We start from the raw sequence: 21,868 nt of genomic DNA on the forward strand, positions 1-21,868 counted from the left end.
CGGGTGCTCCTGTTGTAGCCTTACTATGGTCAAGCGCCATCCGGCCTGTTCCTCGGTCTGTCCGGCTGCTGCGGCCCGCGCCGCTGGGGCACCACAGGCTGAATGGACTCTGCCGCCAGCCTGACCTCTTCCTTCAGCACGGGGTCTACGATGCGGATGGTGAGATCATAATAATCAAAGGGCTGATCTTCGTAAGCTTCCAGACGGGCAACATACGCTCCCGCTTCCCGGACCAGCTTCTCCAGATCAATACCAAGCGTCACCGCCGGATATCTGCCCAGTACTTCATGAGACTGCTTTAGCAGAATCAAGCCGCCGCGCACATTGGCATTACGGAAATGGTACAGCCCGACTGCCACCTGCAGCAGAGCTTTGTATAACGGATCACGCTGCTTTTCCAGCCATAATTCCTCAAGCACCTCATGACATTCGAAATAATCCCTGTCCCGGTTGAAGTAGATGAGGTAGGCCAGATACAACGGCTCATAAGCCATCCGGCTCGCTGCCCTTCTTGGCATTCGAGAGCAGCTCGCGCACATGGTCCAGCAGTTCCTTCATCGCATCCATATCCTGAGCCTGCCAGATCGCATTGAACCGTTCCTGGCTCTCAATCGCTTCATTCACAAGATGATAGAAATACAGCTGATGAATAGCCTTCAGCAGTTGGGTCGTCATGTTCGAGTTCTCCTCGAAGGTCTTCTGGGCCTCCAGAATCTCTTCCCGGATACTCGACATCTCGCTGTCCAGAATGGAAGCCGCTTCTGCTGCCGTCTTCAGGCGCACCCGCATTTCATCGGGCAGGCTCTCCCGGTATTTATAATTCAGCGAATGCTCAATGGTTGCCCAGAAGTTCATCGCCAGTGTACGGATTTGGATTTCAGCCAGTACAATCTTTTGACCCAGCGCAGTCTGTACCGGATACCGGATGATCATATGGAAGCTGCGGTAGCCGCTTTCCTTATAGTTGGTAATGTAGTCCTTCTCATATAACACTTCAAGATCCTTGCGGGCACGGATGTATTCCGCCACTCTGCGGATATCCTCGACGAACTGGCACATAATGCGAATGCCGGCGATATCCTCGATGCCCGTTTCCAGATCCTCCATTTTTACATTTAACCGTTTGGCCTTCTCAAGTATGCTAGACAGCCGCTTCACACGGCCGGTAACGAATTCAATCGGCGTATATTCTTCCCTTTTCTTGAGTTCAGAGCGCATCGTCTTGAATTTAACCTTCAATTCCTCCACCGTTTGTTCATAAGGAAGCAGAAAAGTTCCCCAGTCCCTGACGTCCATCGCCTTGTCCTCCTGTCCATTCATCCTTCAGTGATGATCAGCGCCTACCGCATCAAGGAGCCTCTCGAAGCCGTCCCGCCGCAGCAGCTGCCGTAGTCCGGCATGCACTCTGCGGTTAACCTCCGGCCCTTCATAGATGAGTGCTGTATAAATTTCGACCAGACTGGCGCCTGCCCGTATCTTATCGTAAGCATCCTGGGCTGTAAAAATCCCTCCCGACCCGATAATCGGCAGCTTGCCGCCCGTCTGGCTATAGATTCTGCGGATAATCTCTGTAGAACGTTCGCGCAGCGGCTGGCCGCTCAGCCCGCCCGTCTCACCGGCTTTGTCGCTCTGCAGCCCTTCACGGGAGAGGGTCGTATTGGTGGCAATGATACCGTCCATTCCGGCTTCCGTGATGGTATGTACCATATATTCCAGCTCAGCGTCACTGACATCGGGAGCAATCTTGACCAGCAGCCCCTTCGCGGTGCCCGTCTTCGCCCGCTGCAGCTCCATCTCTTCCTTAACCTCGCTAAGCAGGTTCGAGAGCTCGCTGCCATGCTGAAGACTCCGGAGATCAGGGGTATTCGGCGAGCTGATATTGACCACAAAAAAATCACCGTACGGATACAGCGTACGGATACACTTGCGGTAATCCTCATGTGCCAATTCATTCGGGGTGGCCTTGTTGCGTCCGATATTGACCGCCACCGGAATTCTGCGCTTCTTCAGCTTCTTGAGGCGTTCAGCCATGGCCTCCGCGCCTTCATTATTGAAGCCCATCCGGTTAATGAGCGCCTTGTCGGGCAGCAGCCGGAACAGCCGGGGACTGTCATTGCCGGGCTGGCCTACCGGAGTTACCGTGCCTACCTCCATAAATCCGAAGCCGATCGAAGAGAACCCTCCTACCGCTTCTGCATTCTTATCCAGTCCTGCCGCTAAGCCCACTGGGGTCGGGAAATGTACCCCGAACAGATCCACCGCAAGGTCAGCTGTCTCAGGAACCCCGTACATGAGGCGCATAGCCGCGCTCCCGCCGGGAACCAGATCTGCTTTATTCAGTCCGCCGATGACGAGATGATGTGCCGTCTCCGGGTCCATTTTAAAGAAAATTGGTTTACCAAAATGTCGATACAGCACCGTTCTCGCTCCTTTAAGGGAACCACAATTGACATAACGACTCCCGTATCTATAGGTTTCTTCTTAATTTTATCCGTTTCCGGGGGAAAAGAAAAGTTTTTTGCCGCAGCGATTGTCTCCGCCCTGCCGTACTTCCTTAACGCCGCTGCCAATCCTCACAGATTCCCCGTAATTTCAATCCCGTCCGCAGTCCGCAGGTGATTCCTTGCCCAGCTTATGAACTGGTTCAGGAAATCCTGCAGTTCAGCGTCTGTAACCGGCTGCTGCTCCAGTTCAGTCAAGATAGACTCCCACTGGCTCTTCGGAATCGGGTTCTCCCAGCACGGGTCCAGCGATGTCATCTCTTCCCCGGTGAACGGATCGGATAGAGGGAAGACCCTGCTGACCGCAGGCTTAAGATATTCGAAATCGCCTTCATAAATAAACAGCATCTCTCCCGGTGCATTCCCGCCCGCGTCCATGTTCAAATCATACCGGGAAAAGGTGAACCCTATATTCCTCGGCGGACCTGTGTAGCGGTAGAGCAGTACCGGAATTTTGCTTTTGGACCTGCTTGCCATGGCAGCATCACTCCTGCTTTTGTGTTCTTCACGCTCCAGCATAAAACCTTCCTTATGATACTCCAGCCGGTATTCCTCTGTATAGACCAAGACTTCGGCCAGCCAGTCCCTACCGTAAGAGATTGCAGCTAGACTTGTCTTTTCATCCAGACTAGAATAGAGGAGCGGGTACAAGTTCCATGCACCACCGCCAATCCTCACATGTAAGGGTTATCACAGAATAAGAGAGAAAGAAGGGTGACCAAATGTCAACGAAACGCAAACCTCCCACACTCCAGCAAAAAAAAGAAGAAGTCAACCGCAAAGCCATTCTGTGGATCAGCGCCAGCCTGGTACTGCTGATTGCGCTTATCGCCGTTTTATTTGTCTTTGTCGGGAATTAGTTCAGCCAATGGTACACTTTATGGGGGTTGGTCTGATTACGGGGCGAATCCGAAGGGAAACGTTCCTCCGGTACGACAAGCTCCTCAGGCAAAACCCCTTGACTGATTTGAACCTTCGTGCCCATCGGCACCATGGCGAACAGTTCCTCCACATCCTTCCGGCTCATCCGGATACACCCCAGCGACTCATCCTTGCCGATGCTATCCGGCTCATTCGTCCCGTGAATCGCATAATTACTGTCCGAGAGCTGCATACCGCGGCTGCCGAACTCCCCGTTATCGCGCCCGTTCGGGTTCACGACCTTATCCTTAATGAAGAACTCCCCTTCAGGGGTCTTATCTCCGCCGAGTCCTACGGCATAATTCCGTAAAATCACATTGCCGCTGGTGACCGCCAGACGGTGGTTTTGCTTATCTACAATAATAGCAAGCGGTTCTTTGAAAAAAAGCTTCTCCCCCGGCCCCTCCGCCGGACCTCCGCCGCCCGTCTGCTCTTGCCCCGGAATACCTGCATCTTGTCCGCCGGACGGCTGCGGTGATGCTGAGAACAGCGGCGCCTCTCCCCGTGCGGCTCTGCGCAGAGGTGCGAAGGCTTCCTTCATCAGCGGGGTGATGCCGCCCAGCACGTTCGCCGGGAACGGCTTCACTAATTCCTGCACCGCTTCGGGATATGCTCCCTTGCTGCTCTTGTACGCACGCAGCGCACTCCAGAGCACAGCCAGCTCCTCCTGCTGCTTCTGCCAGCCCAGCCCCTGCTGCTTAAGCTCCGCCGAATCCGGCGGCTGGCATGCGCACGCTGCCGGATTATAGGACTGATAGACTATACGCCCTTCTCCGCTCTTGGCAAGAGTAGCCTCCAGCGGCAGCCCTTTCTTCCACAGCAGCCATTTGCCCGAGCGCTTCATACCGAGCAGTGCGGTGGCGGAAGGCGTCTTCGCCGACTTCAGGATGGCTGCCAGGCCCCCGCCCCCCGCAGCAGCATCCGCCGCTACCGCCGTGAAATCCAGACTTGCCGGTTCTTGCGGACTTCCCTGCGTCTCTGCGGCTGTCTCCGGCAGCACGGCTGAGACCGCTTCGACCGGGGCAGCTGCACCCTTACTGTCCGGCAGAATCCCCGGTGCGACGGCAGCCGGAATAAGCATGAGCAGCAGCAGCATTAGAGCCAGCAGCACCCGGCGCTTCCTGAGCCTCGCGGTCTGCCGTTCCCGGGCCGATTCCAGCAGCCCTTCCTCGTACTGCTGCAGCATTTCCGCGGGCACCTTGCTGCGTTCAAATGCCTCATACACTTCCCCGGCCTGATTATAGCAGTAATTCGCTTTTCCATACTGCCCGTTCTTATAGTATTCCTTACCAAGCAAGTACCATGCCATCTTATTATCCGGATGCATCTGTACATAGGCTTTTAGATGCTGAGCATTCTTCATGTTGGCCTCCACTATTGGTGGTATGGTTATGTATTCGTATGTACCTTCTATTGTATATCGGCAGGGAATGCAAAAAAAGACACCTCAAGCCGCATTTATCGCGGTCCTGAGATGTCTTTTATGGAGACGGCAGAAGCTTAGCCCTCTTTGTTGAAAGGTGCATCTGCAATCTTAATGGAATCTGTAGGGCATCCGTCAGCTGAATCCTGCAGGTCATCGAACAAGTCGTCCGGAATCACAACATTACCGTGGTTGCCGTCGTTCTCATAGATCACTTCTGCCAAACCTTCGTCATCATAATCAAAAATATCAGGGGCCGTCGCGCCACAAGCACCACAAGCGATGCATGTGTCCTTCTCGACCCAAGTGTACTTAGCCATTTTTTTCTCTGCCTCCCGCTTAACTATACAGCCTGCAGTCGCAGCCTGTTATTTTTCTCATATTAATATAAATAGGATACAATTTCAATGAATTTTCAATGTGTTGACATTATTGCCTCATTCTCAGGGATGCTCCAAGCAGCTGATCCCGGGCCTTAATTCACTCTATCTCCTTGTCTGCGCCGCCCAGATTGTCCTTCTGCAGCGAGGTGCCCCGCTCCTTATGGTTACGCAGCCGCGCCGAGTGGCTGTCGCTCAGCATCCCTGCGGTCAGCACCGCATTCTCGCCGAACTTGTTACGCAGCATGTCCATCGCCTTATTAAGCGACTCCTTCTTCGGCTGCCGCTCGTAGTCGAACAGGTCCAGCTGAATAGCCGACTCCTCTTTGGGCATCAGCCCTTGGAGCGTTACCCCCAGCAGCCGCACCGGCTTGTCGCCCTTCCAGTGGCGCGCGAACTGGTCGCATGCTACCTTATAAATGTCCTCGGCGCTCTCGGTGGGAGCCTCAAGCTGGCGGGAGCGGGTGATCGTCTTCATATCCGGCGTGCGGATCGTCAGCTGTACCCCCGCTGCAACCAGCCCCTGCTTCCTCAGCCTCCGCGCAACCTGATCGCTCAGGTTCAGCAGAATCGGGCGCGCCTCAGCCAGCCCTACCACATCATGCGGCAGCGTGGTTGTATGGCCGATGGACTTGCTCTGCTCCCGCTCAGGATTGACGATTCCGTGATCAATCCCGTTCCCCGCCCGCTTCAGCCAGGCGCCCATGACACCGAAATGGCCGACCAGCATCGCCTCGTCCGCGGCTGCCAGCTGTCCGATGCTGTAGATGCCCAGCTTGCGCAGCTTCTCGGCCGTCTTGCCGCCAATGCCGAACATCTCATTGCACGGCTTGTCCCACAGCACGGACGGTACATCGCGCAGCCGCAGCACGGAGATGCCGCTGGGCTTCTTCAGATCAGAAGCAATCTTCGCCAGCAGCTTGTTGGGGGCAATCCCGATGGAGCAAGGCAGACCCAGCTCCTCCATAATCCGCCGCTGCAGCGCCTCGGCAATCTCCGGCGGCGTTCCGAATTGGCGGGAGCCGGTGATATCGAGATAGCATTCGTCTATAGAGACGGCTTCGAGCAGCGGAGTATAGCTGTAGGCAATCTGCATGAATGCATTGGAGTACTTGCGGTATAGATGAAAATCCGGATTAATAAGCATTAAAGACGGACAAATCCGCAGCGCCTTCTGCACCTGCATTCCCGTGGAGATGCCCAGCCTGCGCGCGGCGTAGGAGCAGGTGACGATAATTCCCCTTCTAGCCTCCACGCTGCCCGCCACCGCTGTCGCCTTGCCTTTATATTGCTCCGGATCTTCCGCCTCATGCACAGAGCAGTAGAAGGCATTCATGTCCACATGTAGAATAACCCTGCCGCTTGCCGGATAATATTGATCCACACTCTGCATGGCATCCACCTTCTTATCTTTCGGGGTTCCATTGTTATTGTCAGCATACCTCTACCCCGGCGGGAGGTCAACTTGCCAAGAGAGCCGCTTGTGACAGCGCGGTGAAAAGTTCTTTGTTACTTTCCCGCGTAAAAATGCTATAATATAAAAATTAATTTCCTATGCGAAGGCTAATAACACTTTTAGGAGGACACTCATGTCTAAGTCTATCTCCATCTTCGATACTACCCTGCGCGACGGAACACAAGGCGAGGGGATCAGTCTGTCGGCGGATGACAAGCTGAAGATTGCCAGGAAACTCGACGATCTGGGTGTCCATTATATCGAAGGCGGCAATCCGGGAAGCAACAACAAGGACATCGAATTTTTCAAAAGAGTCCAGGAGCTTCATCTGAATGCCAAGATTACCGCGTTCGGCAGCACCCGGCGCAAAAACACTGTAACCGAGCAGGACGAGGGACTGCAGCGGATGATTACCGCAGGCGTTCCGGCGGCTACCCTGGTAGGAAAATCGTGGGATTTCCATGTTCATACTGCCCTGCAGACCACCCTGGAAGAGAATCTGGCCATGATCTTCGACTCCATCTCTTATTTGAAGCGCAAGGGGCTTGAGGTCATCTTCGATGCAGAGCATTTCTTCGACGGCTTCAAGAACAACCCTGAATACGCCGCTGCTGTTCTCACCCGTGCCCGCGAGGCCGGAGCAGACTGGCTGGTGATGTGCGATACGAACGGCGGCACCCTGCCGCAGGAGATTCATGATATTGTGACAAGCATCGGCGTGCTGCTCCCGGAAGCATCGCTCGGTATTCATACACACAACGATTGTGAGCTTGCGGTTGCCAACACCCTGAGCGCAATCGGTGCCGGTGCCCGGCAGGTTCAGGGGACTATTAACGGCTATGGCGAGCGCTGCGGCAATGCCAATCTGTGTTCCATCATTCCCACACTTCAGCTTAAGATGGGCTATCACTGCATCCCTGGCGATTCCCTGCCGCAGTTAACCAATACGGCCCGGTTCATCAGCGAGGTTGCCAATGTGAATATGCCGGTGAATCAGCCTTATGTCGGCACAGCCGCATTCGCCCACAAGGGCGGCATCCACGTATCTGCCATTTTGCGCGATTCACGCACGTACGAGCATATCGTCCCTGAGCTGGTCGGCAATAAGCAGCGTGTTCTGGTCTCTGAGCTTGCCGGACAGAGCAATGTGCTGTCCAAGGCGCAGGAGATGGGACTCAGCCTTGATCCAAGCAGCGAGCAGGCACGCAAGGTGATTGACAAGATCAAGAATCTTGAACACCAGGGGTATCAGTTCGAAGGCGCAGATGCTTCGCTTGAATTGCTGCTCCGGGAAGCGACCGGCGAGATGAATGAGCTGTTCACCTTCGAGTCGTTCAAGATGCTGGTTGAGAAGACCGCCGGCCGCCCTGTCGTCTCCGAGGCCTTCGTCAAGCTGAAGGTCGGCGGCGAGAGCCTGTACACAGCCGCCGAAGGCAACGGACCGGTCAACGCGCTGGATAATGCGCTGCGTAAGGCGCTGCAGACCTACTTCCCTCAGCTTAAAGATATGCACCTCTCCGACTATAAGGTCCGTGTGCTGGATGAACAGGATCAGACTGCCGCGAAGGTACGTGTGCTGATTGAATCCAAGGATTATAGCGACACCTGGAGCACAGTAGGCGTATCCAGCAACGTGATCGAAGCGAGCTGGGAGGCTCTGGTCGATTCCATGCGATATGCCCTTCTGGGACAGATCTCACTGGAGCAGGGCATCCAGACCAGCAATGAACCGAGAGGTCTGGTGAATCACTGACCTCCTTGGCTTCGCTCTATGCACTCCAAAAAGCCCTCCTCTGCGGAACTTTCTCCGCGCAGGAGGGCTTTTCACTATGCGGCTGATCGCCGGTGCTAAGAGCCAGTCAGCGCAATAATCTTTTTCTCCAGTTCCTCTGCGCTCAGGACCCCCAGAATAATCTCGCTGATGACCCCGTTCTTATCAATCAATACATTGGTCGGGAACACCGCCCCGTTATACTTGTCGAAGATCTGGCCCTTTAGATCATACATTACCGGAAAGGTCAGCATATACTTCTTGACGAAGCGTTCCGCATTAGGCTTGTAATCCTGGCTAGTTACGTTAATGCCGTATACATCCAGCACCTTGCTGTATTTCATAGCCAGCTTATTCAGTTCAGGAGCCTCCTGCCGGCAAGGATCGCACCAGGAGGCCCAGAAGTTAAGAATCACCGGCTTCTCCCTTGCCCCATCGACGCCATATTGCTTATCCCCTTCCTGCACTGTAAAAGGAGGCGCTTTGAGTCCGGCAGATGCACCAATCTCCGGTTCCGCCGTCCGCTGCAGGACCGCAACCGCCTTAGGCTCCGATTTCAATTTATGTTCTATGGCAAGAACGGCCAGAAAAACAATCAAGGCCAGAATCGTTACATTCCGTTTATGGACTGCTTTCATAGAGTTCAGATCCTTTACATGGAGGATTTTTCTCTATTGTACCCCCACTTGCTCCAGTTTCAAACGTTATCATAAAAAAAGAGGATTCCGTCAAAGACGAAATCCCATGAAGAGAGAGGGGTAAAGCTGACAGCGGCCAGGGAAGCCCCCGGCTGTTCAGACCGGACTCTTCCGTACAGCAGAGGCTGGGGAAGCTTCTGCTGCCCGGCTGCCGCAGGAGACCTGCGAACAGCTGCTGGCGCTGCCGCAGCGGGTGGCATGTGTATTGGCCTAAGGCCGATACGCAACGTAGCGCCTGACCCGCCGCCTTCCAGATATACCTTAATCAGTCCCCGCTTTGCACTGCAATCCGGCCAGTCTTACCAATAACTCTCATGTCCTGCTTAGATAGGCGTATAAGTCGCCTAACGTATCTACCTGATTCTTTTGTAAGATCTGGCGGATGTAAGCTACCCACAGCTTCGCCGTCATCTTGGCATCCTCCAGCGCATGATGGCGGCCCTCGATGGGAATCTCATGAATCGCCAGCAGCTCATCCAGCGTATAATTGCTGCGGTGCGGCTCCAGCCAGCGGGCCAGCATCATCGTATCCAGCACCCGGTGGGTTAACTGGACCTTGGAGGTCTTCCATAGGGCGGCATTCAGGAACGCCTTATCATGGGCACTTCCGTGCGCCACCAGTACCCGCTGCCCGACGAAGGACATGAAGTTATGCAAGCCGTCCATCAGCGGCGGAGCAGAGGAGGTCATCTCTGCTGAGATTCCGGTCAGTCTCGTAATATTGTCCGGAATCGTTGCCCCGCAGTTCACCAGTGTATAGAAGCATTCCTCTGCCTTGATCTCTTCCCCGACCACCCGGATCGCCCCGATGGACATAATCTCATCCCCGCCCTGGTGGGAGAAGCCCGTAGTCTCCAGATCGAATATCACCGTCTCCAGTTCAGACAGCGGAGTATGCAGCACCTCGGGACGCCGTTTCTCACGCATCAGAGAACGGATAAAGGCCATTTGCTGGGCTGTCTGCTGCGCCGATTCTCCGCCTCTCATGGAAGCGATGGCGGAGGGCATTCCGCCTTGCCGCAGATTATTCCAGAATCCTCCGCCCTTGCTCGGCTCCTTCATAGCTGTCTCCTTTCCGCTGACCGGAGCTGCCGCTGCAGCGCCTTATGCAGGCGTCTGATCAGCAGCAGGCTTTCCCGCAGCTCCGCCCGGAGCTGCTTATTCTTCAGATCATTCTCGGCATAATAATCGCTGCTCACGAGCAGGCCGTCCGTCACTGTAAACGGCGTGTTCACCCGCATCCTGAGCGCCGTCAGACAAGCGCGCCTGATCTCTTCCAGATGCTGATACTGCTCCAGCTTAGCCAGCTCATCAAGCCGCTTCAGTGTCGAAGATGCTTCGATTCCGTGCAGCAGCGACAAATGCCTGACAATATTGACAAGCGGAATGTAGAGACCATATTTGACATCGAAGCCGCCAGCATTATCACCGAACCGCTCCGTGAGCACCTGCCCCAGCAGATTCAGCGTTGCTTTATGGCGCACCGTATTGCGCAGTACCGCCATCGTCAATTTGCTGTTATCTGTGAATCCGGCATGCAAGGCTTCCCGCCACTGCGCAGACAGTGCCTCACTTCCCGCTACATGGCGCATATCCGAAGCTATAATCAGGTACCGGACAGGCTCCCATTCGAGCTGCTCCATCCAGTCAGACAGCTGGCGCTTCCAGTCTGCCAGTGACTTCCGCCAGAGCGGCTCAGAGCACATGACCCTGCCCTCGCATTTCTCATAGCCAATCGCCTCAAGCACATCCGACAGCATGCTGCCAAAAGCTTCGAAATACCTTTTCCGCTCACCCTCCAGCGCTTCCTCTACAATTAAGCCGTTATCCTGATCGCTCCACAGCGTAGCCTCCTGCCGGCCCGCACTGCCGAATACAATAAAGGAATAGGCGCAGGGAGGCAGGCCGTAGCCCGCCTCCTTCATCTGCGCCTCACATATGCGTACCGCCGTCCCGGCAAGCTGGTCATGCATCGCATTGACCCGGTGCATCCATACCTGAACGGGAATCACGCCCAGCTGCTCCAGCAGCACTTGTTGACAAGCGGTACGCCTCGCCTTAAGCTCCTCCGGCGAACCGGCTGTTACGATGGACAAGTAACTTTCTTCTTCGTTCCAATCTGCTGCCTCCATCGAAGCCACTCGGTCCGCCTCCCTGCCTGAGTATAAATATTAGTGTTTGAGGGTTTTGGATTCTGATTCACTAATCAGCTTCATTTGCTCAGGATAACCGTACGTACCATGCTCACTGATATCCAGACCCATCAATTCTTCTTCTTCCGTTACACGGATACCCATAACCATCTTCATTACATACAGGATGACGAAGGACATCACAGCTACGAACACGAAGGTTCCGACTACACCCAGTGCCTGCACGCCGAGCTGATGGAAGCCGCCGCCGTAGAACAGACCTGCTTTACCTACAAGTGCGCCTTGTTCAATCAGATCAGGTGCTGCGAAGAGGCCTGTAGACAACGCCCCCCACATACCGGCGATACCATGTACAGAGAAAGCATAGATCGGATCATCCAATCCTGCACGTTCCAGCCACTGCGAGGTCATGAAAGTAAAGGCACCGGCAATGAGACCGATAATGATGGCTGCCCAAGGCTCTACAAAGGCACAGGCACCGGTGATGGCAACCAGAGCTGCCAGTACGCCGTTAAGCATGGCCGGAATATCGGATTTGCCGAAGTACAGCCAGGAAGCTGCCAGTGCTGCCAGACCGCCTGCTGCCGCTGCAATGTTCGTAGTCAGCGCTACGTGTCCGAAGAATCCGCCCATAGGGGACAACGCGCTGCCGGGGTTGAAGCCGAACCAGCCGAACCAGAGAATGATAACACCAAGTACAGTGAAGACCTGGTTATGACCCGGAATAATAACCGGCTTGCCTTCTTTGTTGAATTTGCCAAGACGGGGCTTGAGGAGAATGGTCGCCACTACAGCCGCTGTTGCACCTGTAAGATGGACTACTGTAGAGCCTGCATAATCCTGCATGCTCAGCTCTGCCAGCCAGCCGCCGCCCCATACCCAGTGAGCTACAACCGGATAAATCACAACCGAGAAGAGAATTCCGAAGATAATATATACGCTAAGCTTAGCACGTTCAGCCATACCGCCGGATACAATCGCCAGGGAGACTGCCGCAAATGCCATTTGGAACAGGAATTTCGTATTTAGTGTAACATCGGAAAAGGCCAGGGATTCAAATGCGGAGGCTGTGGAATCTCCACCGTAGAAGAAGCCTGTAGTTCCGAAGAAGCTGTTGCCGTTACCGAAGCCAAGGCCAAAGCCCAGTGCCCAGAAGCACAAGCTGGCAATCGCCAGTGTCAGTACCGTCTTACCGGCCACGTGGCCGGCATTCTTCATCCGGACCGAACCCGCCTCAAGTAATGCGAATCCTGATTGCATGAAGAATACAAGGATAAATGCCAGGAACGTAAATGCAGTGTCGAGTCCAATCTGCAGATCCGGTGCTGCCGGACCCTCAGCCGCGAAGGCGCTGACCGGATAGATCATTAGTGTAATCATACCCAGGAACATCATCAACATCTTTTTTTTCATAGTGTACCCCACTCCCCAATGTTATATTTTCTAACAAAGCGTGAAACTCTTAATGTCATTATAATCAGAAGTCAGGTAAATTGACAAGACTATTTTTTTGAATGCTTTAATTTAATTTTGGAAGCTGCGCTTTTCTTCACTTAAGGACTATTCCCGAGCACGATTACCGGTAACCCGGCACAATTAGCACGCTTCCTTACGTACCAATCATGCAAACGCATACAGTCAACAGAGCTTTTTCCTAAGTTTCATACTGTATTTTTATTAATGTCTATTAGTAAACATGCCTTTTATTATCCCTTGATCACACCATACCGTATCACCCGCTCACCGCGATCCTGATGATTACCAGCTGAGCTGGGCGCTTAAGTATATGACACGCCATGTCATGTTTTACATGGATTCTTCTCCTCTAAGGAATATTCTCGCTTCGATTGCCTCCCCAGCATCTTTATGAAAAGTCAGCATATACTTTAAAGTAAGCGTCACGTTTGACTGTACGGTTTCCAATTTGATATGATTATTTTACGCAGGAAATAGCGAGGTGAGATAACTTGGAGATATGACCCTTTACCGGATCGGAGAGCTGGCCAAGGCTGCCGGCATCAGTGAACGTACCATTGATTATTATACGAAGCTTGGACTGATTACACCGGAATCCAGGAGCATGAAGAATTACCGGCTCTACAGTCATGAAACCTTAGTCGTTCTTCAACGTATTAATCAGCTTAAGCAAGAGAAATATACATTGGAAGAAATCAAATCCCTGATGGGCAAGTGGAATGCAGCCACACCTGAGGCTGAGGTCTCCGGCAAGCTGGTCCAGCTTGAGCTTCAGATGCAGCAGCTAGAACGGGAAGTGAAGGCCCTGGAGCCCGTGATAAGCGGTTTGAAGCCTGGCCAGGCCAACCGGGCACTGGCAGCACTGATTCCTCAGGGCGTCGCCTGTATGGAAGCGATCCGGCTTCTGCTGACGCAAGGGCCGCCAATGTAACAGCTTGTAATTTATAATGGAGGAATGAGCACATATGATGCCACTAATGTATCTGTTGTTAGCTGTCGCTTTTATCTTTTCTGTATGGGCCCAGTTCAGGGTCAAGGGCAATTTCAAGAAATGGGCCAAGGTGCCGAACATGAATGGCTTAACGGGTTATGAAGCTGCCCGGCGTATGCTGGATGCCAACGGACTCTACGATGTTCCCATTGAACCGGTTCAGGGAACCCTTACAGACCACTACGACCCGATTAACCGCGTTGTACGGCTGTCGGAGCCTGTATATTATGAAAGCTCCATCGCAGCGGTCTCCGTCGCTTGTCACGAGATCGGCCATGCGATTCAGCACAAGGAGCATTATCCGATGCTGGCGCTGCGCCACCGGATGTTCCCGGTCGTGAACTTCGCCTCCGGGGTCGCTCCCTTCATGCTGCTTGCAGGCTTCATCTTCAGCTCGTTCAACCTTATCGGGCTCGGCATTATCTTCTTCTCTGCCGCAGTAGCCTTCCAGCTCGTCACGCTGCCCGTTGAATTTAACGCCAGCAGCCGCGCGCGCCGGATTATGGTACAGCAGGGCTTCATCCGTAATGATGAAGAGCGCGGCGTAGCCAAGGTCCTGAATGCCGCAGCGCTCACCTATGTGGCAGCAGCGCTGGTATCTCTGATCGAGCTGATCCGCCTGATCCTGATGTTCCTCGGTAACCGCGATTAAGATCTATATTACTACACAGACAATACCCCGGTAGGCTATGAGCCGACCGGGGTATTGTCTGTGTGCCTGTCTTTGAAATAGGTAAGCAGAAAGTTACGGAAGGACTGGGCGACCAGCGGCAGCTTGCCTTCTGCCCGGTGAATCAGCCCGACGGTTCTGGTAATCGTAGGCTCCACCACCCGGACCTGTGCAGGCTGCATCGGGTTGGTCTGGTAGAGCGCCATCTCCGGCAGCAAGCTTACCCCCATCCCGGCGGCTACCAGACCGCGGATTGTATCGGTCTCCCCGCCTTCAAAAGCAATCTGCGGCTTGAACCCTGCCGCAAGGCAGGCCTGCCACACAATCGGCCGCAACGAGTAGCCTTGGCTGAACAATACGAACTTCTCGTCCCGCAGCTGTTCCAGCCGGATCACTTCCCTGCTTGCAAGCGGATGATTCTGCGGCAGAATGGCGAACAGCTCCTCGGTCATTACGATATCTCCGGCCACATGCCCTACATTCTCCGGGAACGGCGAGATGAATGCCAGATCCACCTCTCCAGAGATAACATCCTTGATTAAGGATGGATAGGCTCCCTGCTTGAAGCGGAATTTCACATGGGGATAATGGCTGCGGAACTCCGCCACAATGGAAGGAATCAGATGGGTCCCGAGGCTATGCGGGAAGCCGATGCGGATCTCGCCGCGCTCCGGGTCAAGGAATTCATGCACCTCCGCCACCGACCGGTCGAGTTCATTCAGGACCGACTCCACTCTTTTGCAAAAGAGCTGCCCGACAGGCGTAAGCTGCAGATTCCTCCCCTTCTGCATGAACAGATCCACTCCCAGCTCCTGCTCCAGCTGATGAATCTGGCGGCTTACCGCAGATTGTGCGACATGCAGCTCCTCCGCCGCTCTGGTGACATGTTCCTTCTGGGCAACCTTCAGAAAATACTGCAGCTGTCTAAGCTCCACGATTACACCCTTCCTTATCGACGTTTTCGTTTGAATACACGGATGATTAGCCCATAGATGAAGAATCCGGCGATCAGGCCGCCGATATGAGCTATATAGTTGATATTTTGAGCGGCAAAGGATACGATAATCCCCATCACCAGAAGTCCGTAAAGCGTCTTGCGCGAGCCCTCATCCATCATTGCCCTTTGGAACACCGCAATATAGAGGAATGCGCCATAGACGGCGTAGATCGCCCCCGAGGCCCCTACAGAGACAATTCCAATCTCCACATTCCCTCGGCTGCTTATAAGAACCCACAGCAGATTAGCAATGAAGCCGCCGCCCAGATACAGCAGTGCATAACGCCACCAGCCCATCAACCGCTCCAGCGGCGGGGCGAACACAAGCAGCGAGAAGGTGTTGAAGAACAAATGAGCGAAGCCGTTGTGAAGGAACATCGCCGTCACGCAGCGCCACAACTCATCCGTTTCCGCACCCACATTGACCGTAGCCCCGTACTCCACAAGTGTATACAGGTTGGTGGAGCCGCCATTCAGGGACAGCACGATGAACATAACCACATTGGCCAGAATCAGCGCACAGGTTACAGGATAATACCGGAGATAGCTTCTCCACTTCTCATACCTTATAAAAATCATAACATCCATCCTTTTATGTATGTTGTCCAGCTCGACATCCAGCTTCTAAAAAGATTATAATTTATTCTGGCAGGTACATGCCAATAATGCAATTCAAGGAGGAAACAAGGACATGACGCAAGAAAGAACAGGCGTAGCCACTTTTAAGGGCAACCCCATTACTCTGGTAGGCCCGCAGCTGAAAGCCGGAGATTCCGCGCCGCAATTCACGGTAAGCAAGAATCTCCTGGAAGATGTTACACTTACAGAATACGCTGGAAAAATCAAGCTGATCAGCGTTGTACCTTCCCTGGATACCGGTGTGTGCGATGCGCAGACCCGCCGCTTCAACAGTGAGGCTGCCGGTCTTGGCGATGATGTAGTCATTCTCACCATCAGCACAGATCTTCCTTTCGCCCAGGCCCGCTGGTGCGGCGCCGCAGGCATCGACAGTGTAATCACCCTGTCCGACCACAAAGAGACTTCCTTCGGACAAGCCTATGGCGTCCTGATCAAAGAATTCCGCCTCGACATGCGCTCCATCTTCGTTGTAGACAAGAACGACACTTTGGCTTATGTCGAGTATCTCGGTGAAATGGCTGAGCACCCGGACTACGAAGCGGCGATTTCCGCAGTTAAAGCTCTGCTCTAGGCTTAAACGGACAGCACTGATATGTTATACAGCATCCAAGACTATAAATGTACATTTTTGAAAAAAAGCGGCAGAAGGTCATCCTTCTCCGCTTTTTGCGTATGATGATCAATAAGGAATAGCCGTGCCCGGAACAGACTGTCCCACTCCCGGAAACCGCATACAATCCCGGCAATACATGCCCGAATGCTGTCCTTAATCCACCTTATATTTGCCCAGCTTCTTATCCAGAGACTGGTACAAACGCTGAATGACACGGTAATTGGCACCCAGATCGCCAAGCGACCCTCTGGATGCTGAATATATATCTACGGCACAGCGTACGGGCGTGGTGCTTAACACAGATACGGTAATATCCAGCGAGCGGCCTAACGCCGTTCTTTTCTCCAGGGTAATCTCCCCTACAGACTGCACTTCATGCAAGACCTTATAACCAGGAATTTTCTTCAGCGTTGCGGATACTTCATCCCACGCCTTGTCTCTTGAAAGATTGTAATAACGCGTTTTCAATGCCGGATCTTTGGCACGGTCGCTTGTTCCGTCATGACTGCGAAATAAACCGACCAAGGTTCTTTTCAACGACAAAATTCTTCCCCCTCTTCAAATCCCAAGTTCACTACCCTAAGTGTAACACTCTTGTCCGCGGAACAAAAGGGCATTGCTCACTTTAACCTTGAAAAAGGCACCCTCTACCCGCTAGTGAGCAGGTAACAGGATGCCTTGTCAATTCCATTAGAAAACCCGCCTATGCCGTCCGGCTGCAGTGTCTTCTGAACCTGCTAGAGCAGGTGGGTGACCGCAGAAGTCGTTTTTGAATTCCCCAGGTCATATAGACAGGGCTGTTCAGCCGCGCTTCATGTAGATCTCCCAAGACATTATCATTGGTTCAAAACAACGAGCAACCATAACGTACATCGCAGGATTTATAAACATTATAGTGCGTTTTGACGAAAAAGTAAACCTGTATGCGCTTTATTTAACGCCGGGATCATTTTCCGTTGACATTACTGCCCGGATGATCACGGAAATGTTAAGTCCGCTTAAAATCCTTACCGGTGTCCTTATCTCTGTCGTCTTCATCCTCGTCTTCGTCATCATCGTCATCATCATCGGCCGGCAGACCTTCATTCTCAGCTGCTTCCAGCGCAGCCTGTTCTTCAGCCAGCTTCTTCTTCTCCACTTGTAGTTGCAGCTTATTGTATGTAGCGAAGAAATTAAAGAAGGCGAGCATAGCAATCAGCGTAGGAATACACAGCACATAGAGCACCGGATACCGCAGACCTATATAAAGAAGAACGCCTGAACCAATCAACGTCGAGAACACACGGATCGGCCGGGCGATCGTGAGCAGAATCGAATTGGTTACCACTTCCTTGAACGTCATCTGGTAGTGAACCACGATGGAGAAGAAGTTAAACATCGATACGAACAAAATAATCATCAGCACCAGCATCAAGATACCGACAATCTTGAAATTCGGCATTTGCGTCATGTATACGGTCACATCAACGTACATCACGACAAACAGCAGGGTGTAGATAAGCCCTCCCAGCATGCTTTTCAGATAATTCTCTTTGTATCCCTGAAAAAAAGTGCGGAATGTACTTACATCGGTATTGCCCATTACCCATTTGCGCACCACTGTAAATAACGCCGACGTAGCCGGAAATACAGTGAATGGCGCGAATACACCAAGTACCCAGTTCAGCATAATCTGCTCATTCGGTCCGCCTGCTCCTGAACCCAGCATGAGGATCTTCATAATTCCTGCGAACAGAAACGGTATCGAACACAATGCCCATAAAATATTGCTGAAGGCGATGCGTGAGATCCATTCCGTGATGCGGTATATACCGCCCATTGCTCCTTTAAACTCCAATTCCCTTCCTCCTGTCTATCTTGTGCATACTGCGTATCTTAACTATACCTGTTTGTACAGGACTTTTCCAGCGCCCAAGTTTACAAGTTCTAGGTAAGTGTCTAAGCAAGCTCCGCAATACGTCCATATATTACATTGTAACCACAACAAATCCCCCATGCTCAAAGGAGGTTGACCTCATGTCCGCACCTGGCTGCTGCAATCCCTGGACTTCCACCGGAACAATTCTCGTGCTCTTCATCCTGCTGGTCATCATCAGCCGTACCTTCATCTAAGTGAATCCACAGCAAAAAAAAGAAGACGGGAACCGGTAACGGTTGCTCGTCTTCTTCAAGGTGTTCTGTTATAGCTTAAGCGTCAAAATCCTGCTTGGCCGGGCGGGTGCTTGTGCTGCTCGGACGCGAGGAAGGTCTTCCGTCTGTGTTACGGCTCGCTCCATCACGGTTGCCTTTGTAGCCGCCGCCGTAGCTGCTGCCGCTTCCGCTGTTGCCGCCATAGCCGCTGCTGTAGCCGCCACGGGTGCTTCCGCCGCTGCTGGCATTGTCACGATTTCCGCGATAGCCGCCGCCGCTTGCATTGTCTCGGTTGCCGCGATAGCCGCCACCAGAGCTAGAACCGGAACCGGAACGGTTGCCGCCATAGCCGCCGTTAGGCTTACGCCCGCTGCGGATGTCGTTCTTGCCGCCGCGGCGCTTGGCACGGATCGGATCTTCAGGAGTCAACTCAATTTGCGCATCCTTGTTATCGCCGGTAAGAAGCTTCATAGCTGCGGACAGCAACTGTACAGAATCATATTGCTCCAGCAATTGAATGGCAATGCCTTTGTATTCGTTCAGTTCGCCAACCTCAACCATTGCAAGCAGACGTTCTGCTGTAATGCGTTGTTTGCCTTCAATAGCCTCGGCCATCGTAGGAAGCGGTTTGCGGGTAATGCGGTGACGGGTCACGCGTTCGATCAGGTGCAGGTGATCCATTTCGCGCGGAGTTACGAAGGACCAGGCTGTTCCTTCTTTGCCGGCGCGGCCTGTACGGCCGATACGGTGTACATAGCTCTCCGGGTCCTGCGGAAGGTCGAAGTTGATTACATGCGTTACGCCGGATACGTCCAGGCCGCGTGCAGCTACGTCTGTAGCAACCAGTACATCAATGCTGCCGTCGCGGAATTTGCGCATTACAGCATCCCGCTGGTTCTGCGACAAGTCGCCATGCAGGCCGTCAGCGGAATATCCGCGCTTCTGCAAGCCTTCTGCAAGCTCGTCTACCCGGCGCTTCGTGCGGCCGAATACAATTGCCAGATCTGGCGATTCCATGTCAATCAAGCGGCTAAGCGCTTCGAATTTCTGGCGTTCAGGCACTTCAACATAAGCCTGGTCGATAAGCGGTGCGCTAATCTGTTTAGGAATTACGGATACATGCTGCGGGTTCTTCAAGAACTGCTGGGCAAGGCGTTGAATGTTAGGAGGCATAGTAGCCGAGAAGAGCATGGTCTGACGTTCTTCAGGAACGAGCTTGAGGATGGTCTGGATATCCTCCATGAAGCCCATATCTAGCATTTCATCGGCTTCATCCAGTACGATCGTCTGAACATCATCCAGGCGGATGGTCTTGCGGTTGATATGGTCCAGGAGGCGTCCTGGTGTACCAATAATAATCTGTGGTTTTCTCTTCAGTCCGCGGATCTGGCGGCCGATATCCTGCCCGCCGTAGATAGCCAGTGAACGAAGTCCTTTGAAGCGGGTCAACTTACCGATTTCTTCAGCGACCTGGATGGCCAGCTCACGTGTTGGCGTCATTACCAGTGCCAGAATCTTCTCTTCTTCTCTTGCGATCTTGGAGATGAGGGGAATCCCGAAGGCTGCGGTCTTACCTGTACCCGTCTGTGCCTGTCCGATAAGATCCGATCCGGCCATAGCAAGCGGGATAGCCTGCTCCTGGATTGGTGTTGCTTCCTCAAATCCTAGCTCTGTGATTGCTTGAAGTACTTTTGGCTCCAAGCCGAATTCTGCGAATGTTTTCAAATTATTCATGCTCCTTCTATACAGTGGACATTCCACATGCTTGTCTGTATTCTTAAGTAGCGGTAAACACATTTATAGGCTGTCCAATCATGCCGGATTTTCTGCATGGTTTAGCGCGTATTGGGACAAACAACTGTCCTATGATCAGGCCACTACATACACCTGACAATTGTAGCTTCGCATTCTAAGCAATGCAAAAATACCATTGTAACGTCCTACTCAAGAATATCCTATACATTATATCACAAACCCAATCAGGAATACCAGTGTATTCCTTACTTTCATTACTTACATGACACTCACACTACACTCAGAGGTGAATTTGCTTGGTTAAACTAAGATTATTCGGGAGCTTTCTTGCCGTCCTCTTCGGTTCAGCGATGATCGCAAGCGGCTTTAATCTGTTCCTGATCCCCCACAGACTGCTCAGCGGAGGCGTATCCGGCCTCGCCATGCTGGCCGGTTATTTCACTCCTTTTAACATCAGCTTACTCTATTTACTCTTCAATATCCCGCTGCTTGCTACAGGATGGTTCCAGCTGGGCCGCCGGTTTATTATTCTCAGCATGGTCTCTGTAGGTGCTACCACCTGGCTGATGACGGTGGTACCGGTCTTTCAAGTATCCTCGGATATGCTGCTTGCCTCTGTTTTCGGCGGGGTGCTTGTGGGTGCCGGTGCGGGCATCTCCTTCCGTGTAGGAGGCTCCTCAGGCGGCTTCGATATTCTGGGCTCCATTATAACACGGTACCGGGATTTCCCGGTAGGCAGTGTGCTGGTCGGTCTCAATGGTCTCGTCATTCTTGCTGCGGCTTATTTTGACGACAACTGGAATCTGGCGCTGGCTTCGATGGTCTCCATTTACGTCACCGGCAAGGTGGTCGACCTGATTCATATCAGCCACATCAAAGTTACCGTGTACATTATCACCAACCGGACTGACGAGCTGCTGCAGCAATTGCTGGGCCTTCAGCGCGGCGTTACAAAATTTAAGACAGAAGGTGCTTATTCTCATGTAGAACGGGACATGCTAATGACAGTGACCACACGGTATGAGCTTGCAGAACTGAAACGTATTATTAAAACAAGCGACCCGCAGGCTTTTGTAAATATCGTTGAGACTGTCGGTGTGATGGGCTCTTTCCGCAAACGGTAATTCATAAGAAAATGCTTATCCGTTCAAATTATGTTATATTATAGCTACGCAGGACCTTAACAATTTCATGAAGATTGTGATTTACCCTCTTTTTTCCAGGCACTTCGTTTTTCCGGGTGGACCCTGAATTCTGATTCAGTTCGATTCGAAAAAGGAAAGGGTGATTTTTG

23 protein-coding genes and 1 other RNA gene are annotated in these 21,868 nt (G+C 52.8%); 7 read left to right on the plus strand and 17 right to left on the minus strand.

What is annotated here, in order from left to right:
- Positions 1-29 precede the first annotated feature (29 nt).
- From MKY64_RS15750 to MKY64_RS15765, 4 genes are all read right to left on the minus strand, one after another.
- Complete coding sequence (locus MKY64_RS15750; RefSeq protein WP_076078448.1) at positions 30-494, minus strand: DUF309 domain-containing protein; 465 nt, start codon at positions 492-494, stop codon at positions 30-32.
- On the minus strand, positions 484-1,296 hold the full coding sequence (locus MKY64_RS15755; RefSeq protein WP_036725183.1) for a GTP pyrophosphokinase: 813 nt from the start codon (positions 1,294-1,296) through the stop codon (positions 484-486). The genes MKY64_RS15750 and MKY64_RS15755 overlap by 11 nt, the downstream gene beginning before the upstream one ends.
- Before the next feature lie 27 nt (positions 1,297-1,323).
- A complete protein-coding gene (locus MKY64_RS15760; RefSeq protein WP_340954157.1) occupies positions 1,324-2,418 on the minus strand; it encodes a quinone-dependent dihydroorotate dehydrogenase in 1,095 nt (364 codons plus the stop codon).
- A 155-nt stretch (positions 2,419-2,573) separates the two neighbouring features.
- Positions 2,574-3,068: a hypothetical protein gene (locus MKY64_RS15765; protein WP_340954159.1), complete on the minus strand. Its 495-nt coding sequence runs from the start codon at positions 3,066-3,068 to the stop codon at positions 2,574-2,576.
- A 155-nt stretch (positions 3,069-3,223) separates the two neighbouring features.
- Here MKY64_RS15765 and MKY64_RS15770 point away from each other — a divergent pair, with 155 nt between their 5' ends.
- Positions 3,224-3,361 carry a hypothetical protein gene (locus MKY64_RS15770; protein ID WP_200869536.1) on the plus strand — a complete coding sequence of 46 codons (138 nt, stop codon included), beginning with the start codon at positions 3,224-3,226 and terminating at the stop codon, positions 3,359-3,361.
- Here MKY64_RS15770 and MKY64_RS15775 read toward each other — a convergent pair.
- The 3 genes from MKY64_RS15775 to MKY64_RS15785 form a co-directional block, all read right to left on the minus strand.
- Positions 3,358-4,785, minus strand: coding sequence for a L,D-transpeptidase family protein (locus tag MKY64_RS15775; protein WP_340954161.1), 1,428 nt, complete (start codon positions 4,783-4,785; stop codon positions 3,358-3,360). The two genes, MKY64_RS15770 and MKY64_RS15775, sit on opposite strands and share 4 nt — an antisense overlap.
- 137 nt (positions 4,786-4,922) lie before the next feature.
- The gene (locus MKY64_RS15780; RefSeq protein WP_036702186.1) at positions 4,923-5,165 is read right to left on the minus strand and encodes a ferredoxin; all 243 of its coding nucleotides are present in this window, start codon (positions 5,163-5,165) and stop codon (positions 4,923-4,925) included.
- A gap of 160 nt (positions 5,166-5,325) precedes the next feature.
- Entirely contained in the window at positions 5,326-6,618 is a 1,293-nt protein-coding gene (locus MKY64_RS15785) for a DNA polymerase IV (protein ID WP_340954164.1), read from the minus strand.
- A gap of 196 nt (positions 6,619-6,814) precedes the next feature.
- Between MKY64_RS15785 and cimA the strand changes: the two genes are divergently transcribed.
- Positions 6,815-8,434 (plus strand): citramalate synthase, encoded by a 1,620-nt coding sequence (gene cimA / locus MKY64_RS15790; protein WP_340954166.1) that lies wholly within the window; start codon positions 6,815-6,817, stop codon positions 8,432-8,434.
- 95 nt (positions 8,435-8,529) lie between these two features.
- Here cimA and MKY64_RS15795 read toward each other — a convergent pair whose 3' ends face one another.
- The 4 genes from MKY64_RS15795 to MKY64_RS15810 all read right to left on the minus strand — a co-directional run bounded on the left by MKY64_RS15795 (position 8,530) and on the right by MKY64_RS15810 (position 12,716).
- The gene (locus MKY64_RS15795) at positions 8,530-9,090 is read right to left on the minus strand and encodes a TlpA family protein disulfide reductase (RefSeq protein WP_340954169.1); all 561 of its coding nucleotides are present in this window, start codon (positions 9,088-9,090) and stop codon (positions 8,530-8,532) included.
- A gap of 372 nt (positions 9,091-9,462) precedes the next feature.
- Positions 9,463-10,212, minus strand: a complete 750-nt coding sequence (locus MKY64_RS15800; protein ID WP_209874255.1) for an exonuclease domain-containing protein — start codon at positions 10,210-10,212, stop codon at positions 9,463-9,465.
- Positions 10,209-11,282 (minus strand): DUF294 nucleotidyltransferase-like domain-containing protein, encoded by a 1,074-nt coding sequence (locus MKY64_RS15805; RefSeq protein WP_245368266.1) that lies wholly within the window; start codon positions 11,280-11,282, stop codon positions 10,209-10,211. The genes MKY64_RS15800 and MKY64_RS15805 overlap by 4 nt, the downstream gene beginning before the upstream one ends.
- A 39-nt stretch (positions 11,283-11,321) precedes the next feature.
- Positions 11,322-12,716: an ammonium transporter gene (locus MKY64_RS15810; protein WP_036725199.1), complete on the minus strand. Its 1,395-nt coding sequence runs from the start codon at positions 12,714-12,716 to the stop codon at positions 11,322-11,324.
- A gap of 562 nt (positions 12,717-13,278) precedes the next feature.
- On the opposite strand from MKY64_RS15810, the gene MKY64_RS15815 reads away from it, so the two are divergent.
- Together MKY64_RS15815 and MKY64_RS15820 are read left to right on the plus strand one after the other, a co-directional pair.
- On the plus strand, positions 13,279-13,710 hold the full coding sequence (locus MKY64_RS15815; protein ID WP_036725200.1) for a MerR family transcriptional regulator: 432 nt from the start codon (positions 13,279-13,281) through the stop codon (positions 13,708-13,710).
- Positions 13,711-13,744: 34 nt separating this feature from the next.
- Positions 13,745-14,422: a zinc metallopeptidase gene (locus MKY64_RS15820; protein ID WP_425355115.1), complete on the plus strand. Its 678-nt coding sequence runs from the start codon at positions 13,745-13,747 to the stop codon at positions 14,420-14,422.
- A 35-nt stretch (positions 14,423-14,457) separates the two neighbouring features.
- Here the strand turns inward: MKY64_RS15820 and MKY64_RS15825 are convergent, their stop codons facing one another.
- Together MKY64_RS15825 and MKY64_RS15830 are read right to left on the minus strand one after the other, a co-directional pair.
- Positions 14,458-15,375, minus strand: coding sequence for a LysR family transcriptional regulator (locus MKY64_RS15825; protein ID WP_209874261.1), 918 nt, complete (start codon positions 15,373-15,375; stop codon positions 14,458-14,460).
- 14 nt (positions 15,376-15,389) lie between these two features.
- Complete coding sequence (locus MKY64_RS15830; protein ID WP_340954173.1) at positions 15,390-16,016, minus strand: rhomboid family intramembrane serine protease; 627 nt, start codon at positions 16,014-16,016, stop codon at positions 15,390-15,392.
- A gap of 112 nt (positions 16,017-16,128) precedes the next feature.
- On the opposite strand from MKY64_RS15830, the gene tpx reads away from it, so the two are divergent.
- Entirely contained in the window at positions 16,129-16,647 is a 519-nt protein-coding gene (gene tpx / locus MKY64_RS15835; protein ID WP_076078429.1) for a thiol peroxidase, read from the plus strand.
- 195 nt (positions 16,648-16,842) lie between these two features.
- On the opposite strand, the gene MKY64_RS15840 is transcribed toward tpx, so the two are convergent.
- The 3 genes from MKY64_RS15840 to MKY64_RS15850 form a co-directional block, all read right to left on the minus strand.
- Positions 16,843-17,232, minus strand: a complete 390-nt coding sequence (locus MKY64_RS15840; RefSeq protein ID WP_036725209.1) for a DUF1499 domain-containing protein — start codon at positions 17,230-17,232, stop codon at positions 16,843-16,845.
- Positions 17,233-17,381: 149 nt separating this feature from the next.
- A non-coding RNA gene (ssrS, locus tag MKY64_RS15845) (6S RNA) lies at positions 17,382-17,573 on the minus strand.
- A 104-nt stretch (positions 17,574-17,677) separates the two neighbouring features.
- Positions 17,678-18,526, minus strand: a complete 849-nt coding sequence (locus MKY64_RS15850; protein ID WP_339255366.1) for a YesL family protein — start codon at positions 18,524-18,526, stop codon at positions 17,678-17,680.
- A gap of 179 nt (positions 18,527-18,705) precedes the next feature.
- Here MKY64_RS15850 and MKY64_RS15855 point away from each other — a divergent pair, with 179 nt between their 5' ends.
- Positions 18,706-18,801 carry a hypothetical protein gene (locus MKY64_RS15855; RefSeq protein ID WP_036702210.1) on the plus strand — a complete coding sequence of 32 codons (96 nt, stop codon included), beginning with the start codon at positions 18,706-18,708 and terminating at the stop codon, positions 18,799-18,801.
- Between the two features lie 75 nt (positions 18,802-18,876).
- On the opposite strand, the gene MKY64_RS15860 is transcribed toward MKY64_RS15855, so the two are convergent.
- Positions 18,877-20,544: a DEAD/DEAH box helicase gene (locus MKY64_RS15860; protein ID WP_036725212.1), complete on the minus strand. Its 1,668-nt coding sequence runs from the start codon at positions 20,542-20,544 to the stop codon at positions 18,877-18,879.
- 326 nt (positions 20,545-20,870) lie between these two features.
- Between MKY64_RS15860 and MKY64_RS15865 the strand changes: the two genes are divergently transcribed.
- Positions 20,871-21,698, plus strand: a complete 828-nt coding sequence (locus tag MKY64_RS15865) for a YitT family protein (RefSeq protein WP_036725214.1) — start codon at positions 20,871-20,873, stop codon at positions 21,696-21,698.
- Positions 21,699-21,868: the final 170 nt, after the last annotated feature.

Origin of the sequence: Paenibacillus sp. FSL R7-0210 (genome assembly GCF_038009085.1) — a bacterium.
Taxonomy (GTDB): Bacteria; Bacillota; Bacilli; order Paenibacillales; family Paenibacillaceae; genus Paenibacillus_AQ; species Paenibacillus_AQ silagei.